Origin of the sequence: Enterococcus wangshanyuanii, assembly GCF_002197645.1 — a bacterium.
In the GTDB taxonomy this organism is placed as follows: Bacteria; Bacillota; Bacilli; order Lactobacillales; family Enterococcaceae; genus Enterococcus_L; species Enterococcus_L wangshanyuanii.
Genome location: NZ_CP021874.1, coordinates 1,362,391 through 1,379,619, shown reverse-complemented (window position 1 = coordinate 1,379,619; position 17,229 = coordinate 1,362,391). Strand labels below are relative to the sequence as shown.

Here is a 17,229-nt window from a genome sequence, read left to right as displayed (position 1 = left end):
TATGAGGAATTGAAAAATTAGAGAATTTTAGTATAATAATAAGTGTTGGAAGTGCTACTGTTTCAAGTGGTACTTTTCTTTTTTTAATCGCTAGTCATTTACATAAATAAGTACTGGAATAGACGGCTGTAAGAGCCCAAGGAGTGAGAATCATGCCAAAAGAAGAAATTATGACGGGACCTGGAGTCATCAAACTTGTATCAAAATATATGGCGCCCAAGCATGTCGCGTTTGTACAAAAGGCACACGACTATGCAGAGAAAGCGCACGAAGGCCAAGTAAGACAATCTGGTGAACCTTACTTTATCCATCCAATTCAGGTTGCAGGTATTTTAGCTGAACTTAGAATGGATCCACATACAGTTGCCACTGGTTTTTTACATGATGTTGTGGAAGATACAGACGTAACACTAGAAGATTTACAAGATGAATTCGGCGCAGATGTAGCGATGTTAGTCGACGGCGTGACAAAACTTGGGAAAATAAAATACAAATCTCACGAAGAACAATTAGCTGAAAACCATCGAAAAATGCTTTTAGCGATGGCTCAGGATCTACGCGTGATCATGGTGAAATTAGCTGACCGCCTGCATAACATGCGGACACTTAAACATTTAAGAGAAGATAAACAGCGTCGGATCGCTCAAGAAACGATTGAAATCTATGCACCACTTGCTCACCGCTTAGGGATCAGCAGGATCAAATGGGAATTAGAAGATACGGCTTTACGTTATATCAATCCTAATCAATATTACCGAATCGTCAATCTGATGCAAAGCAAACGGGAAGAACGGGAAGCGTATGTTGAAGAAGCTGTTGAAGATATTCGTCTGGCAACAGAAGATTTAGATATTTATGCGGAGATCTACGGTCGTCCGAAACACATTTATTCGATCTATCATAAAATGAAAGATCAAAAGAAACAGTTTAATGAGATCTATGATCTATTGGCGATTCGTGTGATCGTGGATTCGATCAAAGATTGTTATGCTGTTTTAGGAGCGATCCACACGAAATGGACGCCGATGCCGGGACGTTTTAAAGACTATATCGCTATGCCAAAAGCAAATATGTATCAATCGATCCATACAACAGTGATCGGACCTAAAGGGAATCCAGTCGAGGTGCAGATCAGAACACACGAAATGCATCAGATCGCTGAATTCGGGGTTGCTGCTCACTGGGCTTATAAAGAAGGAAAAACTGAAAAAGTTGATGAAGATTCTGATTCAAAACAATTGAGCTGGTTCCGTGAAATTTTAGAGCTTCAAGATGAAAGTTATGACGCATCTGAATTTATGGAAAGTGTCAAGGGTGATATTTTTAGTGATAAGGTTTACGTTTTTACACCAACAGGAGAAGTGACCGAACTGCCAAAAGGCTCGGGTCCGCTTGATTTTGCGTATAGCGTGCATACGGAAATCGGAAATAAAACAACAGGTGCTAAGGTCAATGGTAAAATGGTTCAGCTGGACTATACCTTGAAAAACGGTGATATCATTGAAGTATTGACTTCGCCAAATTCATTTGGACCAAGCCGCGACTGGCTAAAAATGGTAGCCACAAGTAAAGCGCGGAATAAGATCAAACGCTTTTTCAAAGTTCAGGACCGAGAAGTCAATATCATCAAAGGGCATGATGCTATTAGTAAATATTTGACAGAACACGGCTTTGCACCAAAAGAATTTTTAAGTAAGACGAAGCTAGCTGAGGCTTTGGAGCGCTTTAATTTTCAAACAGAAGATGATTTATATGCTGCTGTCGGTTATGGAGAAATTAGTGCTCAGGTCGTTTTCAACCGTTTAACAGAAAAAGAACGCAAAGAACGCGAAATGGAGCGGCAAAAACAAGAAGCAGAAGAACTGATGTCACAGCCGGTCAAAAAAGAATCTGACAAAATGAAGGTTCGTCATGAAGGCGGTATTGTGATCCAAGGCGTGGAAAACTTATTGATTAGGATCAGTCGTTGCTGTAATCCGGTTCCAGGAGATGAAATCGTTGGCTATATCACCAAAGGACGTGGTGTTTCTATCCATCGTGCAGATTGTCCAAATGTACAGCATCAGGAAGAATTAGCACAACGCTTGATCGAGGTTGAATGGGAAGATACTGACAATCTAAATAAAGAATATGATGCTGATTTAGAAATATATGGGTACAACCGTAGCGGGTTACTGAACGATGTACTGCAAGTGATCAGTTCAATGACCAAAAATCTTGTCAGCGTAGAAGCCAAACCAACAAAAAATAAAATGGCGATGATCCATGTGACAGTTAAGATCCAAAACCTGTCTCATTTAAAAACGATCGTCGATAAAATCAAAAACATACCGGATGTATATAACGTCCGTCGAACCAATGGCTAGGAGGCGAGCAGATGAAAGCAGTCATTCAGCGAGTGACAGAGGCTCAGGTACAAATAGAAGGTAAGGTTGTCGGTAAAATCGAGCAAGGATTTATGATTTTACTAGGGATTCATGAAACGGATACGAATGAAGATGTAAATTATCTTGTGCGGAAAATCAGTAAATTACGTGTATTTGAAGATGATCAAGGAAAGATGAATCTCAGCTTGCAGGATGTTGGCGGTAGCATTTTAAGTATCTCACAGTTTACCTTGTATGCAGATACTAAAAAAGGCAACCGACCAAGTTTCATTGAAGCAGCCCGACCTGAAACTGCTATTCCTTTATATGAGGCATTCAATACTCAATTGAAAGAAATCGGTATTTCAACTGAAACAGGAGAATTTGGTGCAGATATGAAAGTGACACTAACTAATGACGGTCCTGTAACGATCATTATCGATACAAAAGACAAATAAACTTGTGAAATGAGTAGGCTATTTTTTACTGAATTCCCTTGACTTTAGTAGAGAATTTTAGTAGTTTATATGTAATATCAAAATTCGATGAAAGAACGAGTAAATTTCATTCTGACTGTATAAGAGAAAGTTGCCTAGGCTGAAAGCAGCTTCATCAGCGAAATTGAAAGACATTCTAGAGAAGAACGGAAGAAAAGCCGTTCCGTTGCGAGCGTTAATCGTTAGAGGAAAGAGCAATCTTTCGAACTTAGGTGGTACCGCGTGTGTCTATTCACTCGCCCTTGTATATATACAAGGGCGAGTTTTTGTTGTGAATCACTACGATTGGCTCCGCCAGAGCAGATGATGAACAATACTTGGCGAACAAAGTGAGCGAAGTGTCCATACTAGGAATCACGATTCAGAAAGTTAGTATCAATCAAGCGTGAAGGATTAAAATACCAATAATTGAAACGCTATAATCGGCTCTGCCAGAACAGATGATGAACAATACTTGGCGAACAAAGTGAGCGAAGTGTCCGTACTAGGAATCACGGTTCAGAAAGTTAGCTTTGATCAAGCGCGAAGAACTGAAGCTCTATAATTAGCTCTGCTAGAATAGACGACAAACCATGACAGAGCAAGTTAAGCTCACTAAGTATTACTGAAATAGACGCTCAAGATTTTCTAAAATGTAAAAACAAAAAAGCGTCAATGCAACCTTCTTTACAGTATTACACAATTTGCCAATGTTGGTAAAAAGATGAATAATAAATTGGAGATGAAAGAATGAGTTATCAAAAACCAAAAGGAACGAATGATCTATTACCAGGAACTTCCGAGAAGTGGCAGTTCGTTGAAGAAACAGCTCGCTTGATTTTTCGTGACTATCAATATGAAGAAATTCGTACACCGATTTTCGAGCATTATGAAGTGATTTCCCGTAGTGTGGGAGATACGACAGATATTGTTTCCAAGGAAATGTATGATTTTTACGATAAAGGAGAGCGACATATTACACTGCGTCCGGAAGGAACTGCACCGATCGTTCGATCATTCGTGGAAAACAAATTGTTTGGTCCAGAATTTTCTAAACCATACAAAACCTATTATATGGGACCGATGTTTCGCTATGAACGTCCACAGGCAGGGCGTCTAAGACAGTTCCACCAAATTGGAGCAGAAGCATTTGGTAGTGAGAACCCAGCTGTAGATGTAGAAAGTATGGCGATGGCGTTAGACTTTTTCAAACAATTGGGAATTCAGCAAATCAAATTAGTGATCAATTCATTAGGTGATAAAGAAACCAGAGCAGCGTACCGTCAAGCCTTGATCGATTATTTAGAACCTAAGTCGACAGAGCTGAGTGAAGATTCAAAACGCCGGCTTCATGAAAATCCGTTACGTGTCCTTGATAGTAAAGATAAGAAAGATAAAGTGATCGTTGCTGATGCGCCATCGATTTTAGACTATTTAAGCGAATCGTCTAAACAACATTTTGAAACAGTTAAAACGATGTTAACGGAATTGAATATTCCTTTTGAAGTTGATAGTAATATGGTTCGGGGACTTGATTATTACACAAACACGATTTTTGAAATCATGAGTGAAGCACCAGGAATGGGTGCCCAATCGACAATTTGTGCAGGGGGACGTTATGACGGATTAGTAGAGGATCTAGGCGGACCTGCAACTCCAGGTTTTGGTTTTGCTTTAGGGATCGAACGTGTATTGATCACCATGGAAGCAGAGCAGGTAGTTGTTCCTGTAATCAATGAAATCGACGCTTATGTTGTCGGCATTGGAGAACAAACGAATGTTGAAACCCTGAAATTAGTTCAGGCAGTCCGTAATTTTGGTTTCTCAGCAGATCGTGATTTTATGGATCGTAAAGCAAAAGCACAATTCAAAACGGCAGCGAAGCTAAATGCTAAGCTAGCATTAACTTTAGGTGAAACAGAATTAGCCGAAGGCGTTGTCAATGTAAAATCAATGGAAAGCCGTAAAGAAAAAGCATTTTCGTTATCAGATATTTATGAAAAATTTGATGAAGTTTATGATGAAATGATAACAAAAACGTTTGATGAATAACGCGTAAAAAATGAAGAGGAGCAAAAACGAATGACAAAAAGAACAGTATATTGCGGAGAAGTTTCCGCAGATTTAGTAGGACAGATCATCACATTAAAAGGCTGGGTGCAAAAACGCCGCGATTTAGGTGGAGTTATCTTTATCGACCTACGTGACCGTGAAGGCATTGCACAAGTTGTTTTCAATCCAGCCCATTCAAAAGAAGCGTGGGAAAAAGCGGATAAATGTCGTAGCGAATATGTGATTGAAATTACTGGAGAATTAACTTATCGAGATAAAGAAGCGATCAATCCGAAAATGAAAACAGGCGAATTTGAAATCATGGCAACAGATATCACGATTTTAAATACAGCAAAAACACCTCCATTTTTGATCGAAGATGAAAATAATGTTGGAGACGAACTACGTTTGAAATATCGTTATTTAGATTTGCGTCGTCCACAAATGACTGCGAATTTAAAATTACGTCATCAAGTCACTAAAACGATTCGTCACTATTTAGATGATACTGATTTTATGGATATCGAAACACCTTACCTAGGTAAATCAACACCAGAAGGCGCTCGTGACTATTTAGTTCCTTCTCGTGTTCATGCAGGTCATTTCTATGCGTTACCACAATCACCACAAATCTTCAAACAATTATTGATGAATGCTGGTTTTGACCGCTATTATCAAATCGTTCGTTGCTTCCGTGATGAAGACTTACGTGGTGACCGTCAGCCTGAATTTACCCAAGTGGATATTGAAACAACGTTCTTGACACCAGAAGAGATCCAAACGATGACGGAAGAAATGCTGGCAAAAGTCATGCGTGAAACAAAAGGAATCGAAGTGACGTTACCATTCCCGCGTATCAGCTATGATGAAGCAATGGCGCGCTACGGCAGCGATAAACCAGATACCCGTTTTGACATGGAATTGATCGACATTGCAGATGTCGTGAAAGATGTTGATTTTAAAGTGTTCCAAATGGCTTTGGAAAATGGCGGACAAGTCAAAGCACTGAATGCCAAAGGGGCTGCAGATAAATATTCCAGAAAAGACATGGATAACTTAGGAACATATGTAAGTCAATTTGGTGCGAAAGGCTTGGCTTGGCTGAAAGTTGAAGAAGATGGACTTAAAGGACCGATTGCTAAATTCTTGACAGATGTTTCTGATGACTTGATCAAAGCGACAAATGCTGAGGTTGGCGACATATTAATGTTTGGTGCAGATAAGCCGGAAGTTGTCGCTGCTGCTCTTGGAGCGATTCGTTCTCGTTTAGGAAAAGAGTTGGGCTTGATCGACGAGTCTAAATTCAACTTTTTATGGGTCGTTGACTGGCCATTATTTGAATATGATGAAGAAGCTGGTCGCTATGTGTCTGCTCATCATCCATTCACTCAGCCGAAAGAATCAGATGTAGCATTACTTTCAACTGATCCAGCTAAAGTGTACGCTGAAGCGTATGATATTGTTTTAAATGGTTACGAGCTAGGTGGAGGTTCTCTACGTATTCATAAACGTGAGCTGCAAGAAAAAATGTTCGAAACGCTTGGGTTCACGAAAGAATCAGCCCAAGAACAATTTGGTTTCTTACTAGATGCGCTAGATTATGGGTTCCCTCCACACGGCGGGATCGCTTTAGGGTTAGATCGTTTAGTCATGCTTTTAGCTGGTGAAAACAACATTCGTGAAGTGATCGCATTCCCTAAAAACGGAAAAGCAGCTGATCCAATGACAAGTGCACCAAGTGTTGTATCACCTTTACAGTTATTTGAGTTAAATATCGATGTTACAGCAATCGACGAATAAAAAATAAATGAGTTGAACATGAGTCAGGCAAAAACTAGCCGAAATCGTGTTCAGCTCTTTTTCTTTTTAAACGGGATCGACTCCGTTTATAATTTGTTTATATTTATCCTTTATACTGAATGTACAATAATTTGGCAGGAGGAAAAAATCATGGAAAGAACAAGAGTAGCTTTATTGATATCAACCAGTTTAGGACTACTTATTTTTTCTGGTTGCCAGCAAAAAGTAAGTAGTCCACAAAAAATAGAAGAGGAGTCGACGATCATGTCAAAAAAAGAAATAACAGAACCTTCAAGTAATGAAGCCGCTGAATCAAGTAAACAAACATTTCCACAAGGAACATTGCTTCAAGCGGTTAGCGATAATGATGCAAAAACAGTTCAAGAAATTCTTGCGTCAGATTATATGATCAACGAAGTAAATGGAAAAGGAGAAAGCCCACTTTTGATTGCGACACATCAAAATTTTGTTGAGATCGCCAAACAACTGATCGATGCCGGTGCTGATATCAATCAACAAGATCAAATTTCAGATAGTCCTTATCTCTATGCAGGCGCTCAGGGGAAAACTGAAATCTTGGCTTACATGCTGGAAAAAGCAACTCCTGATCAACAAAAAGTCAATCGTTTTGGCGGAAACGCGTTGATTCCAGCAGCAGAAAAAGGACATCTGGAAAATGTTAAGCTACTATTGAAAGATGGTCGATCAAACATCGACCATCAAAACAATTATGGCTACACCGCGTTGATTGAAGCTGTTGCATTAAGAGATGGTTCTGAAATGTATCAACAAATCGTTCAAGTTTTAGTAGAAGCAGGAGCAGATAAAACATTGAGAGACAATACTGGGCGTACGGCAGAGGACTATGCGAAAAGCTTAGGCTACTCAGAAATGTTGTCTATCTTAAATGTAAATTAAATTGGAAACAGAAATTTCTTTTCTTTCATTTGAAGAATTATGCTTTTTTTCTGATTGCAAAGCACGTATAATGAGAGCTAACGAATCAGAAAAAGAGAGGCCCTTTTCATGAAAAAATTTTTTGAAAGCTTGCCAGTCCATGATTATACAACAAAATTGTCCGTATCGATCGTTTATGCGATTTTAGCATCTGTTGCGATGAACTTCTTTTATCAGCCGGGCAATATTTATTCCAGCGGTATTACTGGTTTAGCTCAAATTTTGACCACGCTATCGACGCGTGTTATCGGATTTAATGTTCCGGTTTCAATTACGCTGTATGCATTGAATATCCCATTATTTTTTGTAGCATGGCTCAAAATAGGCAAAAAGTTTACGATTTTTACGGTCTTGACGGTTACTTTGACTTCCATATTTATGCAAATCGTTCCGCAGACTGTTCTTTCGAATGATCCGATCATTTGTGCGATCTTTGGTGGAGCTGTGATGGGTTCAGGCATTGGTTTTGCATTGAAGAATGGCTTGTCTTCCGGTGGTTTAGACATCTTTAGCATTACGATCCGCAAAAAAACTGGCCGTTCCGTTGGTTCGATTTCTATGTACTTCAATGGCTTGATCATTTTCGTCGCTGGCTATTTGTTTGGTTGGCAGTATATGTTTTACAGTGCCTTATCGATTTTTGTCAGTGGTAAAGTGACAGATGCAGTCTATACGAAGCAAAAGAAAATGCAGGTCATGATCATCACTAAAAATCCAGATGCAGTGATCGAAGGCATCCAGCAAAAAATGAGAAGAGGTATCACGATCATTCATGAAGCTGAAGGCGCGTATCGTCATGATAAACAAACACTCCTTTTAACAGTTGTCACACGATTTGAACTGCCGGCATTGGAAGCGGCGATGAAAGACTCGGACCCCTCTGCTTTTGTGAGTATTTCGGATAATGTCAAAATCCTTGGGCGATTTTATGAAGAGGATTTGTAAAATTCAAAATGGAGAACCTAATTTTCTTTTTTAGAGAGTAGGTTCTTTTTTTCTATTATTTCTATCAGAAAACACTTTTTACCGAAAAAAGAAGTTTGTGAATATTTCAAAAAAATAATCGCTTTTTCTTGAAAAGATAAATGAAAACTGTTAAACTATGTATGTAAGATTGAGGGACGCTTTTAAGACTGTTAAAGAATTTAACAATGAGAAAGAAGAACATCAATCCTATTTTTTTAAAGTTCATAGGTCGTTTTAAGTCTTACTTGGACGTTTTTAGACCAACGAAGGAGCGCATCATGCTGGATGAATTGAAAATGATTGAAGCTGTTGCTCCAGATTTGCTCGATGTAATGCAGGAAAGGTTTCATATTCTTCGTAATATATACTGGATGCAGCCTATTGGACGCAGAAGTTTATCAGAAAGTATGGGGATTACAGAAAGAGTCTTAAGAACTGAGACAGATTTCTTAAAAAACCTGCAGCTGATTGAGACTTCAAAAAGCGGAATGACGCTAACAGAAAAGGGTTTAGGTGTATATCAAGGCTTAGAGACCGTGATGAATCAGCTTTTGGGCATGCATCAAATCGAAAAAGAAATCAGTCAGTATTTTGGCATCAAGCGCTGTATAGTTGTTGCAGGCAATAGCGATAGTCAAGAAAAAGTCTTGTACGAATTTGGTGATATTTTAACGGATACGCTGGATTTACTTTTACCTGACGGCAATAACACGATTGCAGTCATGGGCGGAACAACAATGGCTTTAACTGCTGAACATATGGGCTCTTTGGAAACAGAGAAACGTCACAATTTATTTGTTCCAGCTAGAGGTGGTATCGGTGAAGCAATGAGTGTTCAAGCCAATTCGGTCAGTGCAGTCATGGCGAACAAAACCGGTGGACATCACCGGGCGTTGTATGTCCCAGAACAATTAAGTCCAGAAACATATAAGTCGTTATTACAAGAACCATCGATTCAAGAAGTATTGACATTGATCGAACAGAGCAACTGTGTTGTGCATAGTATTGGTCGTGCGCTGCATATGGCGGCTAGACGTAAAATGTCAGATGATGAAATGGTCATGTTAAAGCAAAATAATGCGGTAGCAGAATCTTTTGGTTATTTCTTTGATGAAGAAGGGGAAGTCGTTTATAAGATTCCTCGTATCGGACTTCAATTGAAAGATCTTCAAAAAATTCAACATGTCGTGGCGATCGCAGGTGGCAAAACAAAAGCCAAAGCCATTCGCGCTTATATGAAAAATGCACCAAAACAAACGTGGCTCATCACAGATGAAGCCGCTGCAAATGAGATTTTAAAAGGGGCAACCCTTTAAAATAAAAAAATTTTTGATTTTCATAAGGAGGAAATCTTTAATGACAGTTAAAGTAGGTATTAATGGATTTGGACGTATCGGACGCTTAGCATTCCGTCGTATCCAAGATGTAGCAGGAATCGAAGTAGTAGCAATCAACGACTTAACAGATGCTAAAATGTTGGCTCACTTGTTAAAATATGACACAACTCAAGGACGTTTCAACGGAACTGTTGAAGTTCACGAAGGTTCTTTCAACGTAAACGGTAAAGAAGTTAAAGTTCTTGCTAACCGTAACCCAGAAGAATTACCATGGGGCGAATTAGGCGTAGACATCGTTCTTGAATGTACAGGATTCTTCACTTCAAAAGAAAAAGCTGAATTACACTTAAAAGCTGGTGCTAAACGTGTTGTTATCTCTGCTCCTGGTGGAAATGACGTACCAACAATCGTTTACAACACTAACCATGATATCTTAACAGGTAAAGAAACAGTTATCTCAGGTGCTTCATGTACAACTAACTGTTTAGCTCCTATGGCGAAAGCTTTACAAGACAACTTTGGTGTTGTTGAAGGTCTTATGACTACGATCCACGCTTACACAGGTGACCAAATGACTCTTGATGGACCTCACCCAGGTGGAGACTTCCGTCGTGCACGTGCTGCAGCAGAAAACATCGTTCCTAACACAACTGGTGCTGCTAAAGCAATCGGTCTAGTTATCCCTGAATTAAACGGTAAATTAGACGGAGCTGCTCAACGTGTTCCTGTAGCAACTGGTTCATTAACTGAATTAGTAACAGTTCTTGACAAAAACGTAACTGTTGAAGAAGTAAATGAAGTTATGGCTAAAGCAGCTAACGAATCTTACGGATACAACGAAGACCAAATCGTATCTTCTGATATCGTAGGTATGACTTTCGGTTCATTATTCGATGCTACACAAACAAAAGTAATGACAGTTGGCGACAAACAATTAGTGAAAACTGTTGCTTGGTATGACAACGAAATGTCTTATACTGCACAATTAGTTCGTACTTTAGAGTACTTCGCTAACTTATAAGATTCATACTTATTATTAGTGAAATTTAAAGAACTGTGAAATAATAAGCGGGGAAGCAACGCGCTTCTCCGCTTATATTGTTTCGTTTAAAAATTTTATAGACAGGAGTACTCCATAATGGCTAAAAAAACAATCAAAGATGTTGATTTAAAAGACAAAAAAGTCCTTGTCCGTGTTGACTTTAATGTACCGTTGAAAGATGGCGTGATCACTAATGATAACCGTATCGTCGCAGCTTTACCAACAATTCAATATGTTATCGACAATGGCGGAAAAGCGATTCTTTTCTCTCACTTAGGTCGTGTAAAAACAGAAGAAGATAAAGCTGGCAAATCACTAAAACCAGTAGCAGAACGTTTAAGCGAATTATTGGGCAAACCAGTAACATTCGTTCCTGAAACTCGTGGTACTGAATTAGAAACGGCTGTTAACAATATGAAAGACGGCGACGTTTTAGTCTTTGAAAACACTCGTTTTGAAGATATCGACGGCAAAAAAGAAAGCGGCAATGATGCTGAATTGGGTAAATATTGGGCTTCTTTAGGCGATGTATTCGTAAACGATGCATTCGGTACAGCCCACCGTGCGCACGCTTCTAATGTGGGTATTGCATCAACTGGTATCCCAACAGTTGCAGGCTTCTTAATGGAAAAAGAAATCAAGTTCGTTGGTGAAGCAGTGACTGCACCAAAACGTCCATTTGTTGCTATCTTGGGCGGAGCGAAAGTTTCTGACAAAATCGGTGTGATCGAAAACTTGATCTCTAAAGCAGACAAGATCCTTATTGGTGGCGGAATGACTTATACATTCTACAAAGCAAAAGGAATGAACATTGGGAACTCTTTAGTAGAAGAAGATAAAGTTGAATTAGCGAAAGAATTGATCGAAAAAGCTGGAGATAAACTAATCTTGCCAATCGATTCGATCACAGCAGCAGAATTCTCAAATGATGTACCAACAGAAGAACATACTGGTGATGTTCCTGAAGGCCAAATGGGTCTTGACATTGGTCCTGAAACAATTGCTTTATTCGCTCAAGCTTTAGAAGGCGCGAAAACAGTTGTTTGGAATGGTCCTATGGGCGTATTCGAAATGAGCAATTTCGCTAAAGGAACAATCGGTGTTTGTGAAGCAATCGCTAATTTAGCTGATGCAACAACGATCATTGGTGGAGGAGACTCTGCCGCTGCAGCAATTCAATTAGGCTTTGCTGATAAATTCACGCACATCTCAACAGGTGGCGGCGCAAGCTTAGAATTATTAGAAGGTAAAGAATTACCTGGATTAGCAGCGATCAACGATAAGTAAAGAGATCGTAAAAAAGGCGTTTAAGCTTGAGTCATTGGATTGAACTTGCTGAACACCGTTTAACAATCCACATCATAAAATTAAAGGAAGTGTTTTTTCATGCGTAAACCAATTATCGCTGGTAACTGGAAAATGAATAAAACTTTAGCAGAAGCACAAAGCTTTGCTGAAGCAGTAAAAAATGCTGTTCCATCAAGTGATGTTGTCGATTCAGTCATTGGATCTCCAGCATTGTTCTTGGCTCCATTAGCATGGAATCTTAAAGATTCACAAGTGCAATTATCTGCACAAAACTGCTATTGGGAAAATGCTGGCGCGTTCACTGGTGAAAATTCTCCAGCTGCAATTGCAGATCTAGGTGTTCAATATGTGATCATTGGTCACTCTGAACGTCGTGAGTATTTCCACGAAACAGATGAAGACATCAACAAAAAAGCCAAAGCAATCTTTGCGAATAACATGACACCGATCTTCTGTTGTGGTGAATCTTTAGAAACCTATGAAGCTGGCAAAACAGCTGAATGGATCGAAGGACAAATCACTAATGGCTTAGTTGGCTTAACAAACGATCAAGTATCATCTATGGTCATTGCTTATGAACCAATCTGGGCAATCGGTACTGGTAAATCTGCGGATGCTAACATTGCAGACGAAATTTGCGGCGTTGTTCGTTCAACGGTCGAAAAATTATACGGCAAAGAAGTATCAGAAGCAGTTCGTATCCAATACGGCGGTTCTGTAAAACCAGAAAACATTGCTGAGTATATGGCAAAAGAAAACGTTGACGGTGCTTTAGTCGGCGGAGCTAGCTTGGAAGCTGACTCATTCTTAGCTTTGTTGGATGCAGTTAAATAAACACTGCTTATAACAATATACGCAATAAATCGAAGAATCATCGAATAATTTATGAAATATGCAAAAAATGTTTGCATAGCCTAAGATTATTCACTACAATCATAATTAAGGGAGCTCGAATCCCCTTAGTATAAAACAAACTCAAAGGAGAGACAAAACATGTCAATTATTACTGATGTTTACGCACGCGAAGTCTTAGACTCACGCGGTAACCCAACAATCGAAGTAGAAGTATACACTGAAAGCGGAGCTTTTGGCCGTGGAATGGTTCCATCTGGAGCTTCAACTGGTGAATACGAAGCGGTTGAATTACGTGATGGCGACAAATCTCGTTACTTAGGTAAAGGGGTTGTTAAAGCAGTTGACAACGTTAATAACATCATCGCTGAAGCAATCATTGGCTACGATGTTCGTGACCAAATGGCAATTGATAAAGCAATGATCGAATTAGATGGAACTCCTAACAAAGGTAAATTAGGTGCTAACGCTATTCTTGGTGTTTCTATCGCTGTAGCTCGTGCTGCTGCTGATTACCTAGAAGTGCCTTTATACCACTACTTAGGCGGATTCAATACAAAAGTATTGCCAACTCCAATGATGAACATCATCAACGGCGGATCTCATGCTGATAACAGTATCGACTTCCAAGAGTTCATGATCATGCCTGTAGGCGCTCCTACATTCAAAGAAGCGTTACGCTATGGTGCTGAAGTATTCCATGCATTAGCAGGAATCTTAAAAGCACGCGGTTTAGCTACTTCTGTAGGTGACGAAGGTGGTTTCGCTCCTAACCTTGGTTCTAATGAAGAAGGATTCGAAGTAATCATCGAAGCGATCGAAAAAGCTGGCTATGTACCTGGTAAAGACATCGTTCTTGCTATGGATGCTGCTTCTTCTGAATTCTACGACAAAGAAAAAGGTGTTTACGTTTTAGCTGATTCAGGCGAAGGCGAAAAAACAACTGAAGAAATGATCGCATTCTACGAAGAATTATGTGCGAAATACCCAATCATCTCAATCGAAGATGGATTAGATGAAAATGACTGGGATGGTTTCAAAAAATTAACTGTTGCTTTAGGCGACAAAGTTCAATTAGTTGGTGACGATTTATTCGTAACAAACACAACTAAATTAGCTGAAGGTATCGAAAAAGGTATCGCTAACTCAATCCTAATCAAAGTAAACCAAATCGGTACTTTAACTGAAACATTTGAAGCAATCGAAATGGCTAAAGAAGCTGGCTACACTGCAGTTGTTTCTCACCGTTCTGGTGAAACAGAAGATTCAACAATCTCTGATATCGCTGTTGCAACAAATGCTGGTCAAATCAAAACTGGTTCTCTTTCACGTACTGACCGTATTGCTAAATACAACCAATTATTACGTATCGAAGACCAATTAGGCGAAGTTGCTGAATACAAAGGTTTGAAATCTTTCTACAACTTAAAAAACAAATAAGAGATCTTTAGTAAAGATTCTTAGATGATCGTATAAGTAGAAGAAAAATCGCTAATCAAAAACACTATCTTTTCTATAGTTTCATAGAGAAGGTAGTGTTTTTTTTTTTGAAAAAAGAATGCGTATATTTTTTGTAAAATCTAAATATTTGTTATACTAATTGTATTAATGAAAGAAAGGAGTGAAGTTTTATGAAAACAAGAGCTGAATTAAAAACAGAAGCAAAAGCAGTTCTTCGTGGACGCTGGAAGGATAGTGTTTTGATGTCATTGGTCCCTACTTTGATTTCAATTGCAATCGGTCTTATTTTGTTTATCTTACTTGTATTACCAGTATTTCTATTTGTTCAAAACAATCCAGATGTAATGAGCAGTACCGCAAGCTATGATGGGAATTCGAGCGGCGGCGGTGGCGGCGGATTAGTCGGAGGGCTGATTGCTGCATTATTTAGTGCAGGGATTTCATGGACATATCTTGATTTGTTACGAGGAAAAAGACAAGAAATCCGTCCATTTTCTGATGCCTTTCGCGGATTTTCCGGTCCAGTGATTTTAGGCGTGATCTGTGTGTATCTATTAATGACGATTTTCATTTTCTTATGGTCGCTATTATTGGTTATACCAGGGATCATCAAAGGCTATGCTTATTCACAGGCCTATTTTGTTTATTATGATGTCTATGAAGAAACAGGAGAGCGTCCTGGCTTTTTAAACTGCATCACGCGGAGCCGTCAGCTAATGAATGGCTATAAAGGTCAATTATTCCTATTGGATTTAAGTTTCATTGGTTGGCATATTTTAGCAATTCTTACAGCTGGAATTGGCTACTTATGGTTAACTCCTTATATAACAGCTACGAAAGCAGCTTTCTATGAAAACTTACCAAAACAAGTAGTTAGTTAGAAAATGTAAAAGAGTATCAGGGCCTGAATCAAAACGGATCTTCGTTTTAGTTCAGGCTCTTTTTCTGCAGAATAGAAATAAATGTTCTTTCCGTTTCATTTGAACTTTGATAAACTGACAAGTAAGTACAGCAAATAAATGAAATCAATCAAAGGAGCATAAAAATGAAACGAGTCTATTTAGCTAGTCCATTTTTTAATGAAAAGGAAATTGCGTATGTTGAACAAGTAGAAAAAATTTTAGCAGAGAAAAATCTATCCGTCTTTTCACCAATGCGTCACCCCTTAGACAATGGTGCAAAAGTGGGTTCACGACAATGGTCGATTGAAACCTTTACAGATGATATCAAGCATATAAAATGGGCAGAAATCGTCGTTGCGATCTATCATGGAAATTATTCGGATAGTGGAACGGCATGGGAATTAGGTTATGCTTATGCGACAGATAAACCGGTGATTTTGGTTCATATCGATCCGAATGGATTGAGTAATTTGATGGTACATGAAGGAGCTCATGCTTCGATTACTCTTGATGAGCTGGCCACGTATGATTTTGATTTATTACCAGCGTCATTTTACTCAGGAAAGATGCTTTAACCCCTTAAAAAACCAGTCTAAAACGAGTGATCGTTTAGACTGGTTTTTTACATCTGCAATTGTTTATAATTTGTTTATTTTTTCGATAGAGCTAGTTTAGAATCGCCGGCTAGAATAAGAGTAGGAAATAAAAATATCTTATTTTGGAAGGAGCAAGAATCATGAATAAAAATAGCAAAAAAATAATCGCAGGGGTATCAAGTTTGGCCATTTTATTAGCAGGATGCAGTGTTGGAGCGCAAGAATCCTTAGGTGTAAAAGATAGTAATCAGCCTGCCGTTGAAAAAATGAATCAAGGAAAAGATAAAACGAAAGGCGACAAGCTGACAAAAATTTTAGGGCAAACGAACTGGCAAGGAACTAAAGTCTATGATAAAGACCACAACGATGTAACAAAAGAAAATACGAATTTTATTGGTTTAGCAAAATATGATCGTAAAACAGGTCAATATGAATTTTTTGATGCAAAAACAAAAGAAAGTCGGGGAGACCGCGGTACATTCTTTATCACTAATGATGGAACGAAAAGAATCTTGATCTCAGAATCGATGAACTATCAGGCGGTTGTTGGTATTACAGAGCTTACGAATAAGAAATTCACGTATACACGAAAAGGCAAAGACCAAGCTGGAAATGAAGTAGATGTATTTGTAGAGCATATCCCGTATAATAAAGGGAAGCTGACATTTACAGAACCAGCTAAAACACTCAATACAACAACTGGTACAATCGAGACAAAACGAAGTGGTGCATCTATTTTGGGTCAAACCTTATGGAATGGAACAAAAGTACTTGACGAGTCTGGAAATGATGTTACAGCCTACAATAAAAATTTCATTAGTTTAGCAAAATTCGATGCTGATACGAATAAGTATGAATTTTTTAATTTAGAAACTGGGATTAGCCGTGGCGATTTTGGTTACTTTGATGTATTGAACAATAATAAAATTCGCGCCCATGTTTCGATCGGACAAAATAAATACGGTGCAGCACTGGAATTAACGGAATTGAACAATAAAAAATTCACCTATAAACGGGCTGGAAAAGATCAAAACGGCAGTGATATCACCGTTTTTGTAGAGCATGAACCTTATACTGGAGACTATACTCCTGAATTTAGTTTCTAACTGTTGGT

General features: G+C 38.8%; 14 protein-coding genes and 1 other annotated feature. All 14 genes read left to right on the top strand.

Annotated elements, in window-relative coordinates:
- The first annotated feature begins 152 nt into the window (after positions 1-152).
- The 14 genes from CC204_RS06600 (at position 153) to CC204_RS06535 (ending at position 17,221) form a co-directional block, all read left to right on the top strand.
- Positions 153-2,366, top strand: a complete 2,214-nt coding sequence (locus CC204_RS06600; protein WP_088269451.1) for a RelA/SpoT family protein — start codon at positions 153-155, stop codon at positions 2,364-2,366.
- Between the two features lie 11 nt (positions 2,367-2,377).
- The gene (gene dtd / locus CC204_RS06595) at positions 2,378-2,824 is read left to right on the top strand and encodes a D-aminoacyl-tRNA deacylase (RefSeq protein ID WP_088269450.1); all 447 of its coding nucleotides are present in this window, start codon (positions 2,378-2,380) and stop codon (positions 2,822-2,824) included.
- 78 nt (positions 2,825-2,902) lie between these two features.
- Positions 2,903-3,110, top strand: a binding site (T-box leader).
- A 482-nt stretch (positions 3,111-3,592) separates the two neighbouring features.
- On the top strand, positions 3,593-4,894 hold the full coding sequence (gene hisS / locus CC204_RS06590) for a histidine--tRNA ligase (protein ID WP_088269449.1): 1,302 nt from the start codon (positions 3,593-3,595) through the stop codon (positions 4,892-4,894).
- A 30-nt stretch (positions 4,895-4,924) separates the two neighbouring features.
- Positions 4,925-6,694 (top strand): aspartate--tRNA ligase, encoded by a 1,770-nt coding sequence (gene aspS, locus CC204_RS06585; protein ID WP_088269448.1) that lies wholly within the window; start codon positions 4,925-4,927, stop codon positions 6,692-6,694.
- 150 nt (positions 6,695-6,844) lie between these two features.
- Complete coding sequence (locus tag CC204_RS06580) at positions 6,845-7,612, top strand: ankyrin repeat domain-containing protein (protein ID WP_088269447.1); 768 nt, start codon at positions 6,845-6,847, stop codon at positions 7,610-7,612.
- A 108-nt stretch (positions 7,613-7,720) separates the two neighbouring features.
- Positions 7,721-8,596, top strand: coding sequence for a YitT family protein (locus CC204_RS06575; protein ID WP_088269446.1), 876 nt, complete (start codon positions 7,721-7,723; stop codon positions 8,594-8,596).
- A gap of 299 nt (positions 8,597-8,895) precedes the next feature.
- Positions 8,896-9,933, top strand: a complete 1,038-nt coding sequence (locus CC204_RS06570) for a sugar-binding transcriptional regulator (RefSeq protein ID WP_088269445.1) — start codon at positions 8,896-8,898, stop codon at positions 9,931-9,933.
- A gap of 40 nt (positions 9,934-9,973) precedes the next feature.
- Positions 9,974-10,975 (top strand): type I glyceraldehyde-3-phosphate dehydrogenase, encoded by a 1,002-nt coding sequence (gene gap, locus CC204_RS06565; protein ID WP_086329496.1) that lies wholly within the window; start codon positions 9,974-9,976, stop codon positions 10,973-10,975.
- A gap of 117 nt (positions 10,976-11,092) precedes the next feature.
- On the top strand, positions 11,093-12,283 hold the full coding sequence (locus tag CC204_RS06560; protein ID WP_088269444.1) for a phosphoglycerate kinase: 1,191 nt from the start codon (positions 11,093-11,095) through the stop codon (positions 12,281-12,283).
- A 99-nt stretch (positions 12,284-12,382) separates the two neighbouring features.
- Positions 12,383-13,138 (top strand): triose-phosphate isomerase, encoded by a 756-nt coding sequence (gene tpiA, locus CC204_RS06555; protein ID WP_088269443.1) that lies wholly within the window; start codon positions 12,383-12,385, stop codon positions 13,136-13,138.
- A 159-nt stretch (positions 13,139-13,297) separates the two neighbouring features.
- Entirely contained in the window at positions 13,298-14,596 is a 1,299-nt protein-coding gene (gene eno / locus CC204_RS06550; RefSeq protein ID WP_069661790.1) for a phosphopyruvate hydratase, read from the top strand.
- A 191-nt stretch (positions 14,597-14,787) separates the two neighbouring features.
- A complete protein-coding gene (locus CC204_RS06545; protein WP_088269442.1) occupies positions 14,788-15,498 on the top strand; it encodes a DUF975 family protein in 711 nt (236 codons plus the stop codon).
- A gap of 164 nt (positions 15,499-15,662) precedes the next feature.
- On the top strand, positions 15,663-16,094 hold the full coding sequence (locus CC204_RS06540; protein WP_088269441.1) for a nucleoside 2-deoxyribosyltransferase: 432 nt from the start codon (positions 15,663-15,665) through the stop codon (positions 16,092-16,094).
- 161 nt (positions 16,095-16,255) lie between these two features.
- The gene (locus tag CC204_RS06535) at positions 16,256-17,221 is read left to right on the top strand and encodes a DUF4822 domain-containing protein (protein ID WP_088269440.1); all 966 of its coding nucleotides are present in this window, start codon (positions 16,256-16,258) and stop codon (positions 17,219-17,221) included.
- Positions 17,222-17,229: the final 8 nt, after the last annotated feature.

What these genes read in the sequence shown, in the direction of transcription:
- tpiA (WP_088269443.1), top strand. Translation starts at nt 12,383, where the DNA reads ATGCGTAAACCAATTATCGCTGGTAACTGGAAAATGAATAAAACTTTA.
- dtd (WP_088269450.1), top strand. Translation starts at nt 2,378, where the DNA reads ATGAAAGCAGTCATTCAGCGAGTGACAGAGGCTCAGGTACAAATAGAA.
- eno (WP_069661790.1), top strand. Translation starts at nt 13,298, where the DNA reads ATGTCAATTATTACTGATGTTTACGCACGCGAAGTCTTAGACTCACGC.
- hisS (WP_088269449.1), top strand. Translation starts at nt 3,593, where the DNA reads ATGAGTTATCAAAAACCAAAAGGAACGAATGATCTATTACCAGGAACT.
- aspS (WP_088269448.1), top strand. Translation starts at nt 4,925, where the DNA reads ATGACAAAAAGAACAGTATATTGCGGAGAAGTTTCCGCAGATTTAGTA.
- CC204_RS06580 (WP_088269447.1), top strand. Translation starts at nt 6,845, where the DNA reads ATGGAAAGAACAAGAGTAGCTTTATTGATATCAACCAGTTTAGGACTA.
- CC204_RS06570 (WP_088269445.1), top strand. Translation starts at nt 8,896, where the DNA reads ATGCTGGATGAATTGAAAATGATTGAAGCTGTTGCTCCAGATTTGCTC.
- CC204_RS06535 (WP_088269440.1), top strand. Translation starts at nt 16,256, where the DNA reads ATGAATAAAAATAGCAAAAAAATAATCGCAGGGGTATCAAGTTTGGCC.
- CC204_RS06600 (WP_088269451.1), top strand. Translation starts at nt 153, where the DNA reads ATGCCAAAAGAAGAAATTATGACGGGACCTGGAGTCATCAAACTTGTA.
- gap (WP_086329496.1), top strand. Translation starts at nt 9,974, where the DNA reads ATGACAGTTAAAGTAGGTATTAATGGATTTGGACGTATCGGACGCTTA.
- CC204_RS06560 (WP_088269444.1), top strand. Translation starts at nt 11,093, where the DNA reads ATGGCTAAAAAAACAATCAAAGATGTTGATTTAAAAGACAAAAAAGTC.
- CC204_RS06575 (WP_088269446.1), top strand. Translation starts at nt 7,721, where the DNA reads ATGAAAAAATTTTTTGAAAGCTTGCCAGTCCATGATTATACAACAAAA.
- CC204_RS06540 (WP_088269441.1), top strand. Translation starts at nt 15,663, where the DNA reads ATGAAACGAGTCTATTTAGCTAGTCCATTTTTTAATGAAAAGGAAATT.
- CC204_RS06545 (WP_088269442.1), top strand. Translation starts at nt 14,788, where the DNA reads ATGAAAACAAGAGCTGAATTAAAAACAGAAGCAAAAGCAGTTCTTCGT.